General features: G+C 39.5%; 14 protein-coding genes. 1 reads left to right on the top strand and 13 read right to left on the bottom strand.

Going from position 1 to position 16,370, the window contains the following annotated elements; genetic code table 11:
- Positions 1-236: 236 nt before the first annotated feature.
- On the bottom strand, positions 237-1,535 hold the full coding sequence (locus tag NSS81_RS14560; RefSeq protein ID WP_342429402.1) for an MFS transporter: 1,299 nt from the start codon (positions 1,533-1,535) through the stop codon (positions 237-239).
- 175 nt (positions 1,536-1,710) lie between these two features.
- On the opposite strand from NSS81_RS14560, the gene NSS81_RS14555 reads away from it, so the two are divergent.
- Positions 1,711-2,931, top strand: coding sequence for a helix-turn-helix transcriptional regulator (locus NSS81_RS14555; RefSeq protein ID WP_342429401.1), 1,221 nt, complete (start codon positions 1,711-1,713; stop codon positions 2,929-2,931).
- A 51-nt stretch (positions 2,932-2,982) separates the two neighbouring features.
- Here NSS81_RS14555 and NSS81_RS14550 read toward each other — a convergent pair whose 3' ends face one another.
- The 12 genes from NSS81_RS14550 to NSS81_RS14495 all read right to left on the bottom strand — a co-directional run bounded on the left by NSS81_RS14550 (position 2,983) and on the right by NSS81_RS14495 (position 16,342).
- Entirely contained in the window at positions 2,983-4,212 is a 1,230-nt protein-coding gene (locus tag NSS81_RS14550) for an alanine--glyoxylate aminotransferase family protein (protein WP_342429400.1), read from the bottom strand.
- A 270-nt stretch (positions 4,213-4,482) separates the two neighbouring features.
- Complete coding sequence (locus NSS81_RS14545; protein ID WP_342429399.1) at positions 4,483-4,926, bottom strand: HEAT repeat domain-containing protein; 444 nt, start codon at positions 4,924-4,926, stop codon at positions 4,483-4,485.
- A 370-nt stretch (positions 4,927-5,296) separates the two neighbouring features.
- The gene (locus NSS81_RS14540) at positions 5,297-7,099 is read right to left on the bottom strand and encodes an ABC transporter ATP-binding protein (protein ID WP_342429398.1); all 1,803 of its coding nucleotides are present in this window, start codon (positions 7,097-7,099) and stop codon (positions 5,297-5,299) included.
- Entirely contained in the window at positions 7,096-8,835 is a 1,740-nt protein-coding gene (locus NSS81_RS14535; RefSeq protein ID WP_342429397.1) for an ABC transporter ATP-binding protein, read from the bottom strand. Before NSS81_RS14535 ends, NSS81_RS14540 begins: the two co-directional genes overlap by 4 nt.
- A 174-nt stretch (positions 8,836-9,009) precedes the next feature.
- Positions 9,010-10,476 carry a YdiU family protein gene (locus tag NSS81_RS14530; protein ID WP_342429396.1) on the bottom strand — a complete coding sequence of 489 codons (1,467 nt, stop codon included), beginning with the start codon at positions 10,474-10,476 and terminating at the stop codon, positions 9,010-9,012.
- 103 nt (positions 10,477-10,579) lie between these two features.
- Positions 10,580-10,933 (bottom strand): monovalent cation/H(+) antiporter subunit G, encoded by a 354-nt coding sequence (gene mnhG / locus NSS81_RS14525; RefSeq protein WP_342429395.1) that lies wholly within the window; start codon positions 10,931-10,933, stop codon positions 10,580-10,582.
- The gene (locus NSS81_RS14520; protein ID WP_342429394.1) at positions 10,911-11,195 is read right to left on the bottom strand and encodes a Na(+)/H(+) antiporter subunit F1; all 285 of its coding nucleotides are present in this window, start codon (positions 11,193-11,195) and stop codon (positions 10,911-10,913) included. Before NSS81_RS14520 ends, mnhG begins: the two co-directional genes overlap by 23 nt.
- Positions 11,192-11,671, bottom strand: coding sequence for a Na+/H+ antiporter subunit E (locus tag NSS81_RS14515; protein ID WP_342429393.1), 480 nt, complete (start codon positions 11,669-11,671; stop codon positions 11,192-11,194). The genes NSS81_RS14520 and NSS81_RS14515 overlap by 4 nt, the downstream gene beginning before the upstream one ends.
- Before the next feature lie 23 nt (positions 11,672-11,694).
- Positions 11,695-13,185, bottom strand: a complete 1,491-nt coding sequence (locus NSS81_RS14510; RefSeq protein WP_342434033.1) for a Na+/H+ antiporter subunit D — start codon at positions 13,183-13,185, stop codon at positions 11,695-11,697.
- On the bottom strand, positions 13,178-13,516 hold the full coding sequence (locus NSS81_RS14505; protein WP_342429392.1) for a Na(+)/H(+) antiporter subunit C: 339 nt from the start codon (positions 13,514-13,516) through the stop codon (positions 13,178-13,180). Before NSS81_RS14505 ends, NSS81_RS14510 begins: the two co-directional genes overlap by 8 nt.
- Complete coding sequence (locus NSS81_RS14500) at positions 13,516-13,941, bottom strand: Na(+)/H(+) antiporter subunit B (protein ID WP_342429391.1); 426 nt, start codon at positions 13,939-13,941, stop codon at positions 13,516-13,518. Before NSS81_RS14500 ends, NSS81_RS14505 begins: the two co-directional genes overlap by 1 nt.
- Positions 13,925-16,342, bottom strand: coding sequence for a Na+/H+ antiporter subunit A (locus NSS81_RS14495; protein WP_342429390.1), 2,418 nt, complete (start codon positions 16,340-16,342; stop codon positions 13,925-13,927). Before NSS81_RS14495 ends, NSS81_RS14500 begins: the two co-directional genes overlap by 17 nt.
- Positions 16,343-16,370: the final 28 nt, after the last annotated feature.

The following is a 16,370-nucleotide window of genomic DNA, read 5'->3' as shown; positions in this document are numbered from 1 at the left end:
TTTCTTAACTGCAAGTAAAAAGAGAGTGTCCCAAAAGTACTTTTAGGCACCCCTTTTTTGTGTAGTTCTATGAAATAAGGTTTCATCGACCGAACTCGTCGTATGCCAGTGCTTTCGGTCGATGAGATAATGATATTACGATTGATATTCATTTTCCTCATTAAAAATCATACAAATACCAAAAACTGACTCAGAAGTGCTTTCATTTAACGACTTTTGAGTCAGTTTTTTCTATTTTAAAACGCTTCTGCACGTTCCTTAACTGCCTTGTCTTCATACAGTTGTGGGTGCGCTTTTCGAACAATGGAGGGCCTTGCAAGGATAAGAACAACACCAACAAGGAATGCAGACGACAATAGCAGGATCCACTGTGGTGGAAATAGATCGTACAGAAAACCATATAGTACCATCCCTAATGGCATAAGTGCCATCGCCATTGTTTCTATGATTGAAAAAACACGACCTTTAAATTCGTCTGCGATTTGTTTTTGTAGCATCACCTGCATCGGTGTATTTACAATAACCAGCATGACACCTAAACCTAGCATAAGCATTACGTAATATACAAACAGAATACTGTATGACATCGTAATAAATAAAGGTAAGGATACCGCTCCCATGATGACTCCCATCACGATTATTCCCCATTTAGATACTAAAAATGGATATTTCACTTCTTTTCTTACAGAAAGATAGATTGACATCGTTAGCATTCCAAATGCAATTGCCCCTTGGGTAAAACCAAAATGCTGGGAATCCATTTTTAACTTTTCAATAAGAATAAATGAATAGCCTACCTCAAATGCTCCAAAAAAGAAATTAACCAACAATGCAATCCAGATTATCGCCATAATCAGCGGCTGGGTTTTCAAGTAGGTAACCCCAGCCTTCATGCTTTGCCACATCGATTCTTTTGCTTCTCCATCTGCTTCTTCTTTTGGTTTAGTAAAAAGTTTGAAATTCATTGTTGATTCAAGGAGAACAGCTATACTAGAAGCAATCATATAGATGATGAGGAAAATTGGCATCGAGATTGCTCCATACAATAATCCCCCTACAGCAGGACTGCCGATTGCAGCAAACGAGATGGACATTTGGTTTAAGGACATCGCCTTTTGAATCCTATTTTCATCGATAAGCCCTGTAATCGATGAAGAAAACGCCACGCCGGAAAACATTGATGTTAGTGATAGAATACATGAGGTAATGTAAATAGCCACTAAGGATAGTCCTGAGGTGTAACTTACGACTAAAAGCCCTCCAACCGCTAGGGTTGTCGCAATTTGTGATGTGATGACAATCATTTTCCGTGAATATCTATCCACGAAATACCCAGCAAATGGTGCGGCAAGGGTACGCGGCAAAATATTACAGATAAGATTCAAAGCAAAGCTCTTCGCTGAACCTGTCATTTGTAAAATATAAAAACTTAGGGCAAAGGAATATACTTGAGAACCAAAGGAAGAAATCAGTTTACTTATTGCGAATGTCCAGAGGTGATACGTCGCTTTTTTTAACTTTAAACTACTATCCATAAAAACACCCCATCCAAAAAAGTTTAATTTAATTAAACAAAGCATAACACGGAATATTTTGTATTGCAAGTAAAAAGTTTAATTTAATTAAACAAATATATCCTTTACTCCCCTTTTAATTTAAGGAGATGTTTAATATAATTAAACTAATAGGTAATAGGAGTGATCTAAAAGCATGTTAGGAGATCGTATACGGAAATTAAGAAAACAGAAAAAGTTGACACTTGAAGCGCTTGCAGGGGAAGGGATTACAAAAGGGATGCTCAGCCTCATCGAAAATAATAAGGCGAATCCTTCAATGGAAAGCCTAGCCTTTATAGCTGAGGGACTATCCGTTGAGGTAAGCGAACTATTAGAGGAAGTCAGCTCTCAGGAATTGAGGGAAATTCTTGAACAAGCAGAGAAGTTATATAATCAAGAAAACTCAGCTAATAAATATCAACAGCTTATCAAACTTATTAAGCCTTATATAGGTAACCTAACACAAGGCTATGAGTCGGCTCGATTGTTGGAGATATATAGCCGATGTCTTTATAACGAAAAAATGGATGGATGGCAGGAGTTTACTAGCCAGGCCGCAACCATGTATGATCAGATGAACCTAACAGCGAATCGTGCTGGAATCACCATTTTCCGTGCAACGGTTAAATTTATCGATCATGCCTACACTCAGGCCTTAGCCGTTATATCAAAGGAACGGACTGAAATCGAAGCGAACCATGCCTATATTGACCCGATGACACGTGTCGACCTTGATTATCATGAGGCTATGTTGCATTTTGCCATCGGTGATTATGATGCAGCAACAACTATGATGGAAAGTGCCATTAATTTTTCCAAAAAGCATCGAATCTTTTATCGTATTGATGATTTATATCGCCTTGCTGCAGGACAAGCATTACTTTCCCGAGATGAAAAAAAGAAAGAACTTTATTTAACCAAGCTAAAGCAATACGGCGAATTTGCTGACGATTTAGCCTCCATTATTGTCCATGACCTTATGATTGCCATATCACTCAACTCAGAGAAGAAAGAGTATTCCAGAGCACTAGAAATAATTGACCAATATTTATCAAATCCAAAGTTTGCGGACATCTTTGGAGGCTTGTACTTAATTGAAAAGGGAAAATCCCTGTATGGGCTCCGACAATTTGACGAGGCCATTCTTTGCCTGGATAAGGTAGAAACACCATCTACTACTCATCATCCGTTTGACTTGTCGCTATATTATGTTAGGGATTCATACAAAGCTTTATGCCATTTTGAGCTCGGAGCAGTGGAGGAAGCTCTCCAATCGATAAAAAGAGCAGTAGATCATTTCGAATCTCTTCCACATACACTTTTTAAAGACTTTACCTTTGATGCATACAATAAAATTAGGGCAAAGATTAGCTAACTAAGAAAAAAAGCAAGCAGACTTGTCAAAAGACTTTGTCTGCTTGCTTTTTTATCTTTCATCCAAGTACGTTTCCAATGCCGCTCTAACAGCCTGACCTATTTGAATTTCAGCGCCATGATACACAAGTACTGCTTCAAGAGCCCCTAGAACATGGAGTACATTTTTCTTTCGGGAGCTGTAGCCCATCGTACCGATTCTCCAAATTTTCCCCTTTAATGCTCCAAAGGAACTAGCAATTTCAATTTCAAAATCATTTAACAGCATAGAACGGACGGATTCACCATCGATTCCATCCGGAATTTCAATGCAAGTAACCACCGGCATTTTACAACTTGGATCACCGTAGAAGGTCAAGCCCATTGCTTGAATCCCATTCACTAGGGCTGTTTCATTCATTTTATGCCGCTCAAACCGGTTCTCTAACCCTTCTTCCAAGACAATCCGTAAACCTTCCCGCAGTGCATATAGCATCGAAGTTGCTTCTGTATGGTGATTCAAACGGGCTGGACCCCAATAATCCATCAATTGACTTAAATCAAAGTAATTACTGCGGATGGTCCTAGTCTGTACGATCGAATTTGAACCAGGCTCAATTAACCCTTTCTCAATCTTTTTCCGCTGTAAAAGAAGTGCCTCCACACGAGAATTAAAAGTGATTGGCGCAAGTCCTGATGGCACGGATAGACATTTTTGTGTTCCTCCAATGGCTGCATCAATCTTCCATTCATCCACTTTTACATCTACCCCGCCTATCGTTGCAACTGCATCAACAACAAAGAAAATATCACGATCTCGACATGCTTCGCCAACTTCCTTTAACGGCTGCATACAGCCTGTTGAGGTTTCTCCATGAACCATTGCGACAATCTTTGGCTGCACACGGTCCATTTCACTAATAACTTCCTGTGGGTTAAAAACAGTTCCCCACTCTGTTTCAATAGTATAGATTTCCGCTCCGTACCGTTCCGAAATTTCGGTAAGCAGATGCCCAAAACGTCCATATATAGGAATTAGAACTCTGTCTCCCGGTTCAATCATACTCCCTAGAACCGCCTCTAACCCAGCACGTGAGGTCCCGTCTATCGGAAATGCCCACTGGTTTTCTGTCTGAAATAGCTCACGAATCATTTCCATCGTTTCATTCATAATATGTGTAAATTCAGGATCAAACTGTCCAAGGATAGGCGTGGCCATTGCGCGTAGTACACGCGGTTCCACCTCAACTGGTCCTGGTGTCATAATCGTTCTGTTTGAGGTATTGAGGTCTCTATATTTCATTTATTGTCTCCTTTTCATAAGATAGTTGGTATAACATTCTATCAGCACTCAAACTCCTACAGGAGGGAATAAACTTTAAAGTAATATTTCTATATTAAGTAATTCCTACCCGGAAGTCATTGTTTGACACGAATAAAATTTTGTTCTTTATTCATGCAATATGTACAAAATATTCTAAATTATTTTTACACCCAATGAGCTAGGATGCTTGTCCTGAACCAAAAACAGTGCTAATTCTATTTAGAATTGCACTGTCCTCTGGAAGTTATCCTACTTTTTTTGTAATGTTGCCCATATGTTCTCAAGCCACTGATCAAAGTCTGGCCCTTTGTCACCCTCATATGTATCAAAGACATCCAGTCGCATTTTCTTTAGCTTCTCTTTGAATTCTTCATAGCCATGACCCTCTGGCAAGCTTTTCTTTATTCTTAATAAAATTTTATTAACATCCTTAACCAAATCGCCCTTTTTTCTAGGCGGTGTTTCGACATCTTCACCAAGTTTTTTCAGTTTTCGATATGCTGCCTCTTGTACTTTATAGACAGTGTCATTGTTCATTATTCGCTTCAGTATATCAATTGTTTGTTTGCTCTTCCATTTACCCAGCTCTTCAACAGCATCTAAACGTTCTCTCCAATTAGAAGTTCTGCCGGCTTGCTTCTTTAATTCCTCATAATTCTCAGGTAAATTGCTTTTTTCTTCAGTATTTTTCAAACGTTTCAAACTCCTTCTACTTTGTTATGTTTAATAGGCTGTTTTCGTATAGTTTGTTGCTAAAACCACCGCAGTTGATATACACTTCGCTTTCCGCGGGCAGTCCGGGAGCCTCCTCTGAGCAATGCTCCTGCGGGGTCTCCCGTGACTTGCTCTTCCCGCAAGAGTCTTCGTGTATATCAACTGCTAGTTTAGCTATTTATATGAATTTTTCTCGAAGAAACAATCTTTTAAAACAGCCTTTTAATAAAAACGTCTCAAGTTGCATTAATATAACATTTATTATTCTCTTTTGAAAGAATTATATGTTTCGCTTGAACAAAAGAAAAGAAGCTCAATCCAATTTAAGATTGAGCTTTTTTCCATTTCATTAAATTACTTGGATATTTGTCTCATTCATTGTTTCTTCTCCGATTTCAGCTTCTCTACCAAACAGCCTTGAATAGACACCATTCCGGTTACTTAGTAACTCCGTATGTGCGCCTTCTTCAACAATTGTTCCATTTTCGAGAACAATTATTTTATCTGCTGAAAGAACCGTGGAAAGACGATGTGAAACAATTAAGATCGTTTGTTTCTTTCCTGTTTTCAATACAGCTTCATTAATTTTTGTTTCTGTGATTGGATCAAGAGCTGAACTTGCTTCATCAAGAATAAGGATTGGAGCGTCTTTTAGGATGGCCCTTGCCAGCGAAAGTCGCTGCTTCTGTCCTCCGGAAAGGAGGCTACCTCGTTCGCCAACCTTTGTATTCAATCCTTCTGGGAGACTTTCAATCAACTCACCCAAACCACTATCCTCTAATGCTTTCAGTAATTCTTCATCCGTAGCATCTGGCTTTCCAATTCTCAAATTGTCCGCTAAAGTACCGTTCCGCAGTTGAACATCCTGAGTGACCATTGCTATTTGTGACCGCAGCCAAGCTGTATCCCATTCGGTAATGCTTCTGCCATCCACATCAATCTGGCCATTTTTAGTATCATATAATCGAAATAGCAAGTCGACGATGGTGGATTTTCCCGAACCACTTGGGCCAACCAAGGCCACTTTGTCACCTGCTTGAATATGAAAAGAAACACCTGACAGTACATTTTCTTCTTTTCCTGGATACGCAAAGGTTACTTCTTTTAGGCTTAACGTGCCACTTGCCCTTCCGCCGATTACACCCTTTTGTGTTTCTGCATCCGACGATGGCTGCGAAAGAAGAATATCTGAACGATCAAGAGCTGGTCCTGTTCTCCGGACAGAAAGCCAGTTGCGGAGCAGCCTTTGCATTTCGTTGGCGGCAATCGTAACTAATCCGCCCGCAGTCATCATTTGTCCGCTTGTTAACCCATTGTTCCAAATTAATAGAGTACTTATTAAATAGACTAAACCTAAAGCAAAACCGTTATAGCTTGCAATAACGACTACCGATTGCATTCTTGCCTTTAGTTCACTTACCGAATGTTTTACGAAAGAGTCCCTAATCGAAATTACACTTTCGACCTCGTTATCAGAAACACCCATAACCCGTGATAAATGAATTCCAGTAACAGATTCTCTTAGTCTTTCAAGATAGCGGGAAGCCTCTTGCCTTGCATTAGCAGAAGCTGCCCTCGTCCTTGCACCGACATAATTGGAGGCTAAATAGAAAACCACTCCTAGAATCACACTGGTAATCATTAAATAAGGGTGGATCCATAGAAGGACAAGGCTGTAAATAAAAACACCCTGGACACTTGCCATGAAGGTTGACCCTTCCCACGCAAGAAAATTGTGAAGGGTATCCGGATCATCCGAGACTCGTGCCAGCAGTTCCCCTGATGAATTGTTGTGATAAAAGGAATAGGGCAACACTTGTAAATGGCTAAAAAGACGAAGCTTTTGCCAATTGGTCACGGTTTTGGCTGTTTGGTGACAAAAATATTCATCGATGACCATCATGACTAAATCCATGACTGCCGCAAAGACTAACAGCCACATTAATCCCCATAACCAGCTCGAGGTTTCACCTGGAATAATTGTATCAATAAGCCAGCTAAGAGCTAGGGTTGGGATTAATGCAGAAAAGACTTGGCTGATGGCAATGACAATGGAATCAGCAATTACCCATTTCTTATAGGGTTTTAAAAAATCTAGTACCCTTCTGCCATCACGATTCTTCTTTTTTTGGGAGATAGTTTTTGCACTCATCCAATCATCTCCTTTTCCAACTCGCTATACTGGGCTTTGTATAGTTCAAAATACTGTCCCCTAAGCGCGAGCAGTTCTTCATGTGTTCCTTGTTCAGCAATCATCCCCTGATCTAGAAGGAGAATGTTATCAGCATTTCTGACCGTCACTAACCGGTGAGCAATCGTAATCGTTGTTCTTCCGGGAATTAATTGTTCAAGAGATTCTTGAACCTTTTCCTCTGTTTCTCCATCCAAAGATGATGTTGCTTCATCAAAAATCAAAACCGGCGGCTGGCGTAGAATAGCTCTAGCTAGCGCTACCCTTTGTCTCTGGCCACCAGATAGTTTCAAGCCACGTTCACCGACCACTGTTTCATACCCATCTTCTAAGGATTCAATCAATTCCTTTAACCCAGCTGCTTCAACTGCTCGCTCTAGCTCTTCTTGGGTGGCATTCATTTTTCCATATAGAAGATTATTCCGTAGTGTACTATTTAATAGAAAGGTTTCCTGTGAAACTACTCCCACCTGTTGCCTAAGGCTGTTGCGATTATAGGAGAAAAGGTCTTTTCCATCAATTTGGACCGTACCTTTTTCAGGTTCATACAGTCCTAATAAGATCTGGATAAGTGTACTTTTCCCGCCCCCACTTGTACCAACAATACCAATATGGTTCCCCGGCTCAAGTGAAAGCGAAACCCCCTTTAAAATCTTTTTATCGTTAGAAGGATAAGTAAACCAGATATTTTCCACGTCTATCCTTCCTTCTACCACACCAAAAGAAGGAAGAGTTTCTTCATGCTCTTCAGGTAAATCGAAATACTCATAAAGTCTCTGCAAAGCCGGAATTGCCTGTTGTATGGTCAAAGCATTTTCAGCCAGTGAGCGAACGGGCATAAACATAATAGGAATAAAACTAAGGCAAGCTACCAACGTTCCAATGGTAATTTCCCCAGCCCAAATGGAGTAACCTCCAATTAACATAACCACCCCTGGAGTGGCTATGTTGAATAAATTTCCCAGACGCCAGTTGACCTTTCCAATCAATGCTGCACGAATCGAATAGGTTTTCCAATCAGTCAATTTTCTACGTTGTGTTTCTACTTCTTCCTTTTGAGTTTGGAAGGTCCTTACTAATCTAGTGCTTTCAATACTTTCTTGTAAATGATGATACATATCCGCGCTCATTTCCCTTTGGACGGCGCTCATTTTTCTCATCGTTTTTCCAAGTTTAAAGGACGGTAAAATATAGATGGCAAACACGACAAACATCACAATGGCTGCCGGCCAATACATAACAAAGACGGCAGAAAATGCTGCAACCGCACCAATGACCTGCTGTAAAATACGGGGAACGACCGTATTGTTCAAATTTTGAATCGATTCCACATCATGGGTTAACCGATATAACATATCCCCTCTTGGTGTGGTTGTAAAAAACGACATCGGTGTGCGATGCAATTTTTTAAATGCCCGAATTTGCATATCAGTAATTACATCGAGTCCGATTTTAACCTGTACATATTCCTGCATCGCCTCAAAAAGCGCCTTTCCTAAGAAAGCGACGAGTACACCTCCGACAATCCATAGCAATAAACTGATCTCTTTCCCCGTTATTACCACGTCGACTAGTTTCCCTGCCAGTATAGGTGGTAAAACTGTGAATGCACCGCCCACTAGTGAAAAAATCAAGGCAAGCAACAATCTTTTCCAATATGGTTTAAAATGCATCACTGTCGTTTTCAATAAGTTCATTTTTTAACCTCCTCGCAAAATTTTATTATATTACAAACAGTAAAAATATTCATTAATTATTGAAAACTATTCTAGTAATAGTTGCAGATGTAAAAAATATGCATAAAAAAATAATACTACCCTATTAATGGCAGCATTATTTTTGTCTTATTATTTTTCAACTAAAAAGGTATTTCATGTACCACAGAATGTTCTGTATGGAAGTGCTGATTCTTCAGGCAGTGCAGTGTAATCCTCCTGTTCAGGTGAGTGAGCATAAGGATTTTTAAGAATTTCAAGAAGTTTTTCCATTACGCTATAATCTTCGTTCTTCACTGCCGCATCCAGCGCCTCTTCTACCCGGTGGTTCCGAGGGATTACCGCAGGATTGCTATTCCTCATCAACTGAAGTGACGAGTCCTTCGATTCCTGCTGTCTCCCGAGTCTCTCCTGCCATTGCTTATGCCACTGAACAAATTCTGGTATCCCAAACAGATCCAAATCCTCTAGTTTATTAAAAGTTAAAGCACGGAAGGTATTGGTATAATCTGCACGATTCTTCTGCATCAAATCGAGAAGTCCTTCAATCAGTGATTCATCCTGTGGTTCCTCATTAAGGATTCCCAGCTTTGCCCTCATTCCCTCAAGCCAATAGGATTTAAATAATTTCGAAAAATCCGCGAGTTTATCTTGAGCAAGTGTAACTGCCTGCTCTTGATCTTCAGCCAGCAGCGGCAAGAGCGATTCGGCAAATCGCGCAAGATTCCACACGCCAATATTCGGCTGATTGCCATAGGCATAGCGTCCTTCCCTATCAATGGAACTGAAAACCGTTGCGGGGTCATAAATATCCATAAAGGCACAAGGACCATAATCAATCGTTTCTCCGCTAATGGTCATGTTATCGGTATTCATCACACCATGGATAAAACCAGCTAATTGCCACTTAGCAATCAGTAAGGACTGACGCTTGATTACTTCTTGAAGGAGTGAAAGATACCGGCTTTTATCGGCTTCAATCTCTGGAAAATGACGCTTTATTGTATAGTCAGCCAGCGCCTGCAGTTCCTCAACCGGTCGCGCCCCTGCAGCATATTGAAAGGTGCCAACCCGAAGATGGCTAGCGGCCACACGCGTCAGAATCGCACCAGGCAGTTCGGTTTCACGAAAAACGGGCTCTCCCGTTGCTACTACTGCAAGACTGCGTGTTGTAGGAATGCCAAGCGCATGCATGGCCTCACTAATGATATATTCGCGGAGCATCGGTCCAAGTGCTGCACGGCCATCGCCTCCACGGGAATAAGGTGTTCTTCCTGGACCTTTCAACTGAATATCAAACCGTTCACCTGAAGGGGTAATCTGCTCGCCTAGTAGTATCGCCCGCCCATCCCCTAACATGTTTAGATGGCCGAATTGATGTCCCGCATAAGCCTGAGCAAGAGGAGAAGCGCCTTCTGGTATCTTGTTTCCAGCCAGGAAAGCTACCCCTTTCTCGCCTTTTAGCTCCTTAGCATTCAGACCCAGGGATGCTGCAGCCGTATCATTGAAAATGATTAACCTAGGTGTGCTTACAGGGGTTGGGTTTTGGCTGGTAAAAAATGATTTCGGCAGACGAACATAACTGTTTTCAAAGTTCCATCCTATTTTCATATTCTTTGTCATCGAATCTCCTTTACACCTTTTGTCAATTGTATGTTCTAATTCATTAATTTATATGATAATCACTCGTTACATTAATTAACCAAAATTTAATTAAAGAATTAATTTATCCTTTTTCCCTTATTGCTTCTTTCAAGTCATCTTGAACCGTTTCTTTTGCAAGTTCTACATTTGAACGGTATGCCGCACGGACAATAACATGCGCTGCAACAGGTGCGGTTAGAAACACAAAGAATATACCTAGAAATAATTTGATGCTAAAATATCCTTCTAACAAGAAAAAAATAAACGTACCGACAAGAGTAAAAAGAACACCCATAGTAGAACCTTTAGAAAGAGCATGAGCTCGAGTATATATATCAGGAAACCGAATCAATCCAATCGCACTTAAAAAACTGAAAATCGTTCCAATCAATATTAAAATAACGGCAATTAGTTCACTCGGATTGTTTGCGCTCAATGACAACACCTCTTTCAATAAATCTGGCAAAGGCAATCGTTCCGATGAAGGAAAGTATCCCAATTAGCAGGATGACTTCAAAAAAATTTGTGTTTCTTAGTATTACGGAAAAAACAGCCACACCTGAAATCAAATTTATTCCTAATGCATCAAGTGCCTGTATCCTATCTGGAGCCGAAGGTCCCTTTACCAACCGAAAAATAGTAGCAAAAACAGCGAAGCTAAGAAATAATAAAGAAAAAATTAAAATTCCGTGGATCATGATCGAGTCACCTTCTTTATAGCCTTTTCAAATTTACTTTGTGAACGAAGAACAGCCTCACTTGACTCTGGGATATCCATCGCATGAATATAAAATAGTTTATTATTCGATGATACTTCTACGACAACAGAACCTGGGGTCAGTGTTAATAACAAAGCGAGTAAGGTAACCTCTAAGTCTCCCTCTAAATCTGTCTCAAGCGTAAAAATTCCTGGAGTAATAATTATCCTGGGACGAATGATTTCTCGAATCACTGCAACACTTGAGGTAACCAACTCATAAATAAACACAATAAAAAGGTTAACTATGGCAAGCAATGTGACTATATAGAACTTAGTAGGAAAATATCTGCGTAAAATAAAAAGCACCAATAATCCAAATAAGTAACCACTAAAAAAGGTTAATACACTCCAATGATCCTGAAGGAACATCCATATTACGCCAATTAATAAATTGATTAATACTTGCATGGGCATTGATACCACCCCTTTCCATTGAACTATTGTCTTGGATTAATTCCTAAAACAGCTTCAATATATGTGCTCGGATTCATTAATCCTTTAACTGCAAGGTCAACGTATTCATGAATTCCTTCTGCACCTAATCCCAGTGCAATGGTTAACATGGTAAGGATACCTATCGGTAACAACAATCCCTTCGTTGTCCCCTTCTCTTTTTCTTCCGTTAAGTCTGTGTAACCCCAAAAGCAATTCATAAAAATTTTCATAATTGAATACAAAACCATAAGGCTAGTAATAAGTCCAATCCCGCCTAACCAAAAGTATCCCGTTTCAAAGGTCCCTTTTGTAATAAATATTTTCCCGAGAAAACCACTCAATGGCGGAATACCCGAAAGTGATAATGCCGCAATAAAAAACATCCATCCTAATTGCGGGTGTAGTCGAATAAGGCCACTAATTTCTTTTAACTTACTAGTACCAGTTAGATGGATAATTGTTCCTCCTAAAAGGAAAATAAGTGCTTTTACAATCATATCGTGAATCAAATAGTAAATAGATCCCGTCATGCCTGCTGTAGTGAATGAAGCAACACCTGCTAAAATAAATCCCACACCTACAATTACGTTATAAGTTAAAATTCTTTTAATATCTCCATACGCAACTGCACCAATTGCCCCCAAAAGCATCGTTACTGCTGCCAAAATACCAATTAACAAATGAATAACATCTGGATCATGATAAAAGACAAGTGTAAAAGTCCGCATAATTGCATAGATTCCAACCTTGGTTAACAATGCTGCAAAAATAGCCGATATAACTGTTGGAGGAGCACTGTACGAACCAGGAAGCCAAAAGAATAGAAAAAGACCTGCCTTTAAACTAAAAACAACTAAAAATAGAATGGCAATCGCAGTCATAAGGCCCTCTTGTCCTACCTCTGCTACACGAATAGAGAGATGAGCAAAATTCAGGGTGCCTGTCATTGCATATAAAAAAGCGATCGCAACAAGAAAAAGGAAGGAAGATAGTATGTTAATCAATATATATTTTATCGACTCTCTAAGCTGTATCTTTGTTCCCCCTAAGGAGATTAACACATAGGAAGAAACTAACATGACTTCGAAACAGACAAAAAGGTTAAACACATCTCCAGTTAGGAACGAACCATTAACCCCTGCAATAAGAAACAAAAAGAGGGGGTTAAAATAGTAGACCTCTCGCTCATGACCTATAGAGGGAAACGCATATAATAAACAACAAAATGCAACAATACTCGTTACCAAAATAAGTAGAGAGGAAAACATATCCGCCACCATACTTATTCCAAACGGCGCTTCCCAGCCGCCTAATTGAAGGGTTTGAATGCCCTTTAATTTATTTTGGTTAATTAAGAAAAGGGCAACAATAAAGATTGCAATTGTTGAAAAGACTCCCAAAAACCTCTGTAAGTTAATACTTTTTCTAAAGATCACCATAACCATTCCCGTTAATACTGGAATAATTATCGGCAATATAACCAGATTATTCATCATTATTACCTCTCAGTTGCTCCGTATCATCCGTGCCCATTTCTTTATATGCACGGTAACTCAGTACTAAAAAAAGGGCCGTTGTAGCAAAGTTGATTACGATTGCGGTTAATAAAAGGGCTTGCGGCAATGAATCAGCATAGGTTAAATCCTTTATTCCCAGCAGCGGTGGACCACCCTTTTTTAAGCCGCCCATGGTGATAATCAGTAGATTAACACCATGTCCGAGGATTGATGTTCCTAAAATGATTCTTAATAGGCTTTTAGCCAAAATTAAATAAATACCAATTGCGAATAATATTCCAACAAGGATAGACATCAACGTTTCCATTATCGATCATCACCAATACTCATAATAATTGTGACGGCTGTGCCAATAACCGCTAAGGCTACCCCGACATCAAAAAGGACGGCGGTTGCAAGTTCTGTTTTACCAAATATAGGAATATCAAAATAACCAAAGGCCTGCGATAAAAATGGCTCATCCAGAATCATTCCGCCAACTCCTGTTAGAACAGCAATCAATACTCCGATTGCTGCCACAACTTTAAAATCAAATGGAAGATTTTTGCGGACGGATTCAATATCAAATGTCAGAAATAATAGTATTAAAGCTGAAGCAAATGTCAGACCACCAATAAATCCGCCGCCTGGGTAATGATGGCCAGAAACAAAAAGATTAATGGCAAAAGTAAAGATGATAACTACTGCAACTTTTGTGACACTTCGTATGATCACATCATTTGGTTCCTTCATTTTTATTCCCCCTTGGTAGTCTTAGTTTGATCAATGTATACACCCCTAGACCAGCAATCGTTAATACGAGAATCTCCAGCATCGTATCAAAGCCACGAAAATCAACGAGGATGGCATTAACGATATTTTTTGCGCCAGCCAATTCATAAGAGTTCTCATAATATCCCGAAATGGATTCAAAAAGACGATTTCCATTTGCAGAAAGGGCAACGAGTGTAACAATCACACCAACACCAATAGAGATAAGAGCATTTACCGCCTTGAACCCTATACTACTTACCTCCTTCTTCAATTGAGGCAAATGGTAGAAGCATAATAAGAATAGTGCCGTTGTTACCGTCTCAACCACCAATTGAGTTAGTGCTAAATCTGGTGCTCGAAATAAAACGAAGAAAAATGAGACGAGAAAGCCTAATGCGCCAACAGCCACAATGGAAGTGATTCTATTTTTTGAAAATAGAACGGCTAAGGCTGAGGTAACCATCGCAAGGACTAATACCGCTTCAAAGAAATTTACAGGTGCATCCATCGAAGGATCATAGGAAAATCCATCAAATAACCACAAAGCCCCACCAAGGATTAGGATGATAAATGAAAAAATATACACAAGATAATCGCGAATGAATCCTGTCATATATTTATTTGTTATTGATTGAGATATACTTTCCATTTTTTCTAATCCGAGATTATATATATTATTTAACGTTAGGGCTTCTGGATAAAAATGATATAATCGATACCATTTCCTTAAAGAAATATACATAAGCGTGCCAACAGCGATTACTCCTAAAGTCATAAATAACTCGGGTTGAAACCCATGCCAAGCGGTTATTTTCACATCAAACTCACTTGTTTGAGCAAGCATTGGCAGAACAGAAAACAATGCTGGTTTTAATAGATAATGTGAAATGATATTTGGAAAGAAGAAAATAATAATGACTGCGGCACCTAGAATTAAGGGAGAAATTAACATGCCAATCGGGGCTTCATGCACCTTTCTGCCAAGTTTTTCTGTCTTATTCTTCCCCCTAAAGGTCTTAAATACAAGAATCATACTGTAAATAAATGTAAATATACTCGCAATCCATGCGATGATTGGAATGACTAATCCTACATTCTCCATATTAAATACAGTCATGTCTGAAGCATTTAATACAGCCGTAAAAAACATCTCCTTACTCAAAAAACCATTGAAGGGAGGAAGTCCCGCCATTGCAAAGCTGCCGATTACGGTAAGTGTAAAAGTTATTGGCATTAGATGCATCAGTCCGCCTAGTCGCCGAATATCACGAGTACCCGTCTCATGGTCAATGATTCCTACGACCATAAATAGACAACCTTTAAACGTGGAATGATTCACCATATGAAATATTGCAGCAAATATAGCGACTGCATATAATGAGGATTCATCCCCACCCCCGTAATATAATGAAGCCGACCCTAAACCAAGCAGGCTCATAATCAATCCTAATTGACTAATTGTTGAATAAGCTAGTAAAGCCTTAAGGTCTGTTTGCCTCACTGCATTCACAGAGCCATATAATAAAGTAACAATCCCTATTCCCGATACAATCCAAAACCATTCAGCAGATCCGCCAAAAATTGGAGTTAGCCGGGCAACTAGATAGATGCCCGCCTTTACCATTGTAGCTGAGTGTAAATAAGCGCTTATTGGGGTTGGCGCCTCCATTGCATCCGGTAACCAGATACTAAATGGAAATTGCGCAGACTTTGTAAAGGCACCGATTAAAACCAAAACCATTGCTGGGATAAACAATGATTGTGAGCCAATCGCATCAACATTACTCACCATTTCACGAATACTATAGGTATCCGACATCATCGAAAGCATGATGAGACCAGCAAGCATCGCCAGCCCGCCAAAGATCGTAATTAACATCGACTTTTGTGCACCATACCGTGATTTTTCACGTTCATACCAATACGCTATTAAGAGAAAGGAAGATACACTGGTCATTTCCCAAAATACATATAAGACAAAAATATTGTCAGAAAACACTAATCCAAGCATAGCTCCCATAAATATTAGAATATACACATAGAAATTATGAAGCGCTTCACGATGCTTCGACAAATAGAAAATAGAATATAGGATAACAAGCGTACCGATTCCTGCAATTAATAGCCCGAATACAAGACTTAATCCATCAATATAAGTAGTGAAATTAATATTATAGGAAGGAATCCATCGAATAGTAGTGTAGGCAGTATTCCCTTTGGAAATTTGGGGAATAAATGATAACAAGTATATAAAGATCAACAACGGTACAAATAGAACAAACCAGCCCGTATGAATGCGCGGCGTGAATTTCTTATAGAAAAACGGTACGAGTATTGCAAAAATAAATGGCATTAAAATCATTGTGTGTAACCAAGACAAATGTGCCCCCTCCTTCATGAAGTGTTTT

The sequence above is a fragment of the Neobacillus sp. FSL H8-0543 genome, from assembly GCF_038592905.1.
In the GTDB taxonomy this organism is placed as follows: domain Bacteria; phylum Bacillota; class Bacilli; order Bacillales; family Cytobacillaceae; genus Neobacillus.
The sequence above is the reverse complement of the archived record's forward strand: the minus strand, read 5'-3'. Positions and strand labels throughout refer to the sequence as shown.

Bases quoted from the DNA above. Each gene is read 5' to 3' on its own strand.
- NSS81_RS14500 (WP_342429391.1), bottom strand. From the start codon at position 13,941: ATGAAGGAACCAAATGATGTGATCATACGAAGTGTCACAAAAGTTGCA.
- NSS81_RS14535 (WP_342429397.1), bottom strand. From the start codon at position 8,835: ATGAACTTATTGAAAACGACAGTGATGCATTTTAAACCATATTGGAAA.
- NSS81_RS14505 (WP_342429392.1), bottom strand. From the start codon at position 13,516: ATGGAAACGTTGATGTCTATCCTTGTTGGAATATTATTCGCAATTGGT.
- NSS81_RS14510 (WP_342434033.1), bottom strand. From the start codon at position 13,185: ATGAATAATCTGGTTATATTGCCGATAATTATTCCAGTATTAACGGGA.
- NSS81_RS14520 (WP_342429394.1), bottom strand. From the start codon at position 11,195: ATGATCCACGGAATTTTAATTTTTTCTTTATTATTTCTTAGCTTCGCT.
- NSS81_RS14560 (WP_342429402.1), bottom strand. From the start codon at position 1,535: ATGGATAGTAGTTTAAAGTTAAAAAAAGCGACGTATCACCTCTGGACA.
- NSS81_RS14550 (WP_342429400.1), bottom strand. From the start codon at position 4,212: ATGAAATATAGAGACCTCAATACCTCAAACAGAACGATTATGACACCA.
- NSS81_RS14530 (WP_342429396.1), bottom strand. From the start codon at position 10,476: ATGACAAAGAATATGAAAATAGGATGGAACTTTGAAAACAGTTATGTT.
- NSS81_RS14540 (WP_342429398.1), bottom strand. From the start codon at position 7,099: ATGAGTGCAAAAACTATCTCCCAAAAAAAGAAGAATCGTGATGGCAGA.
- NSS81_RS14555 (WP_342429401.1), top strand. From the start codon at position 1,711: ATGTTAGGAGATCGTATACGGAAATTAAGAAAACAGAAAAAGTTGACA.
- NSS81_RS14515 (WP_342429393.1), bottom strand. From the start codon at position 11,671: ATGCCCATGCAAGTATTAATCAATTTATTAATTGGCGTAATATGGATG.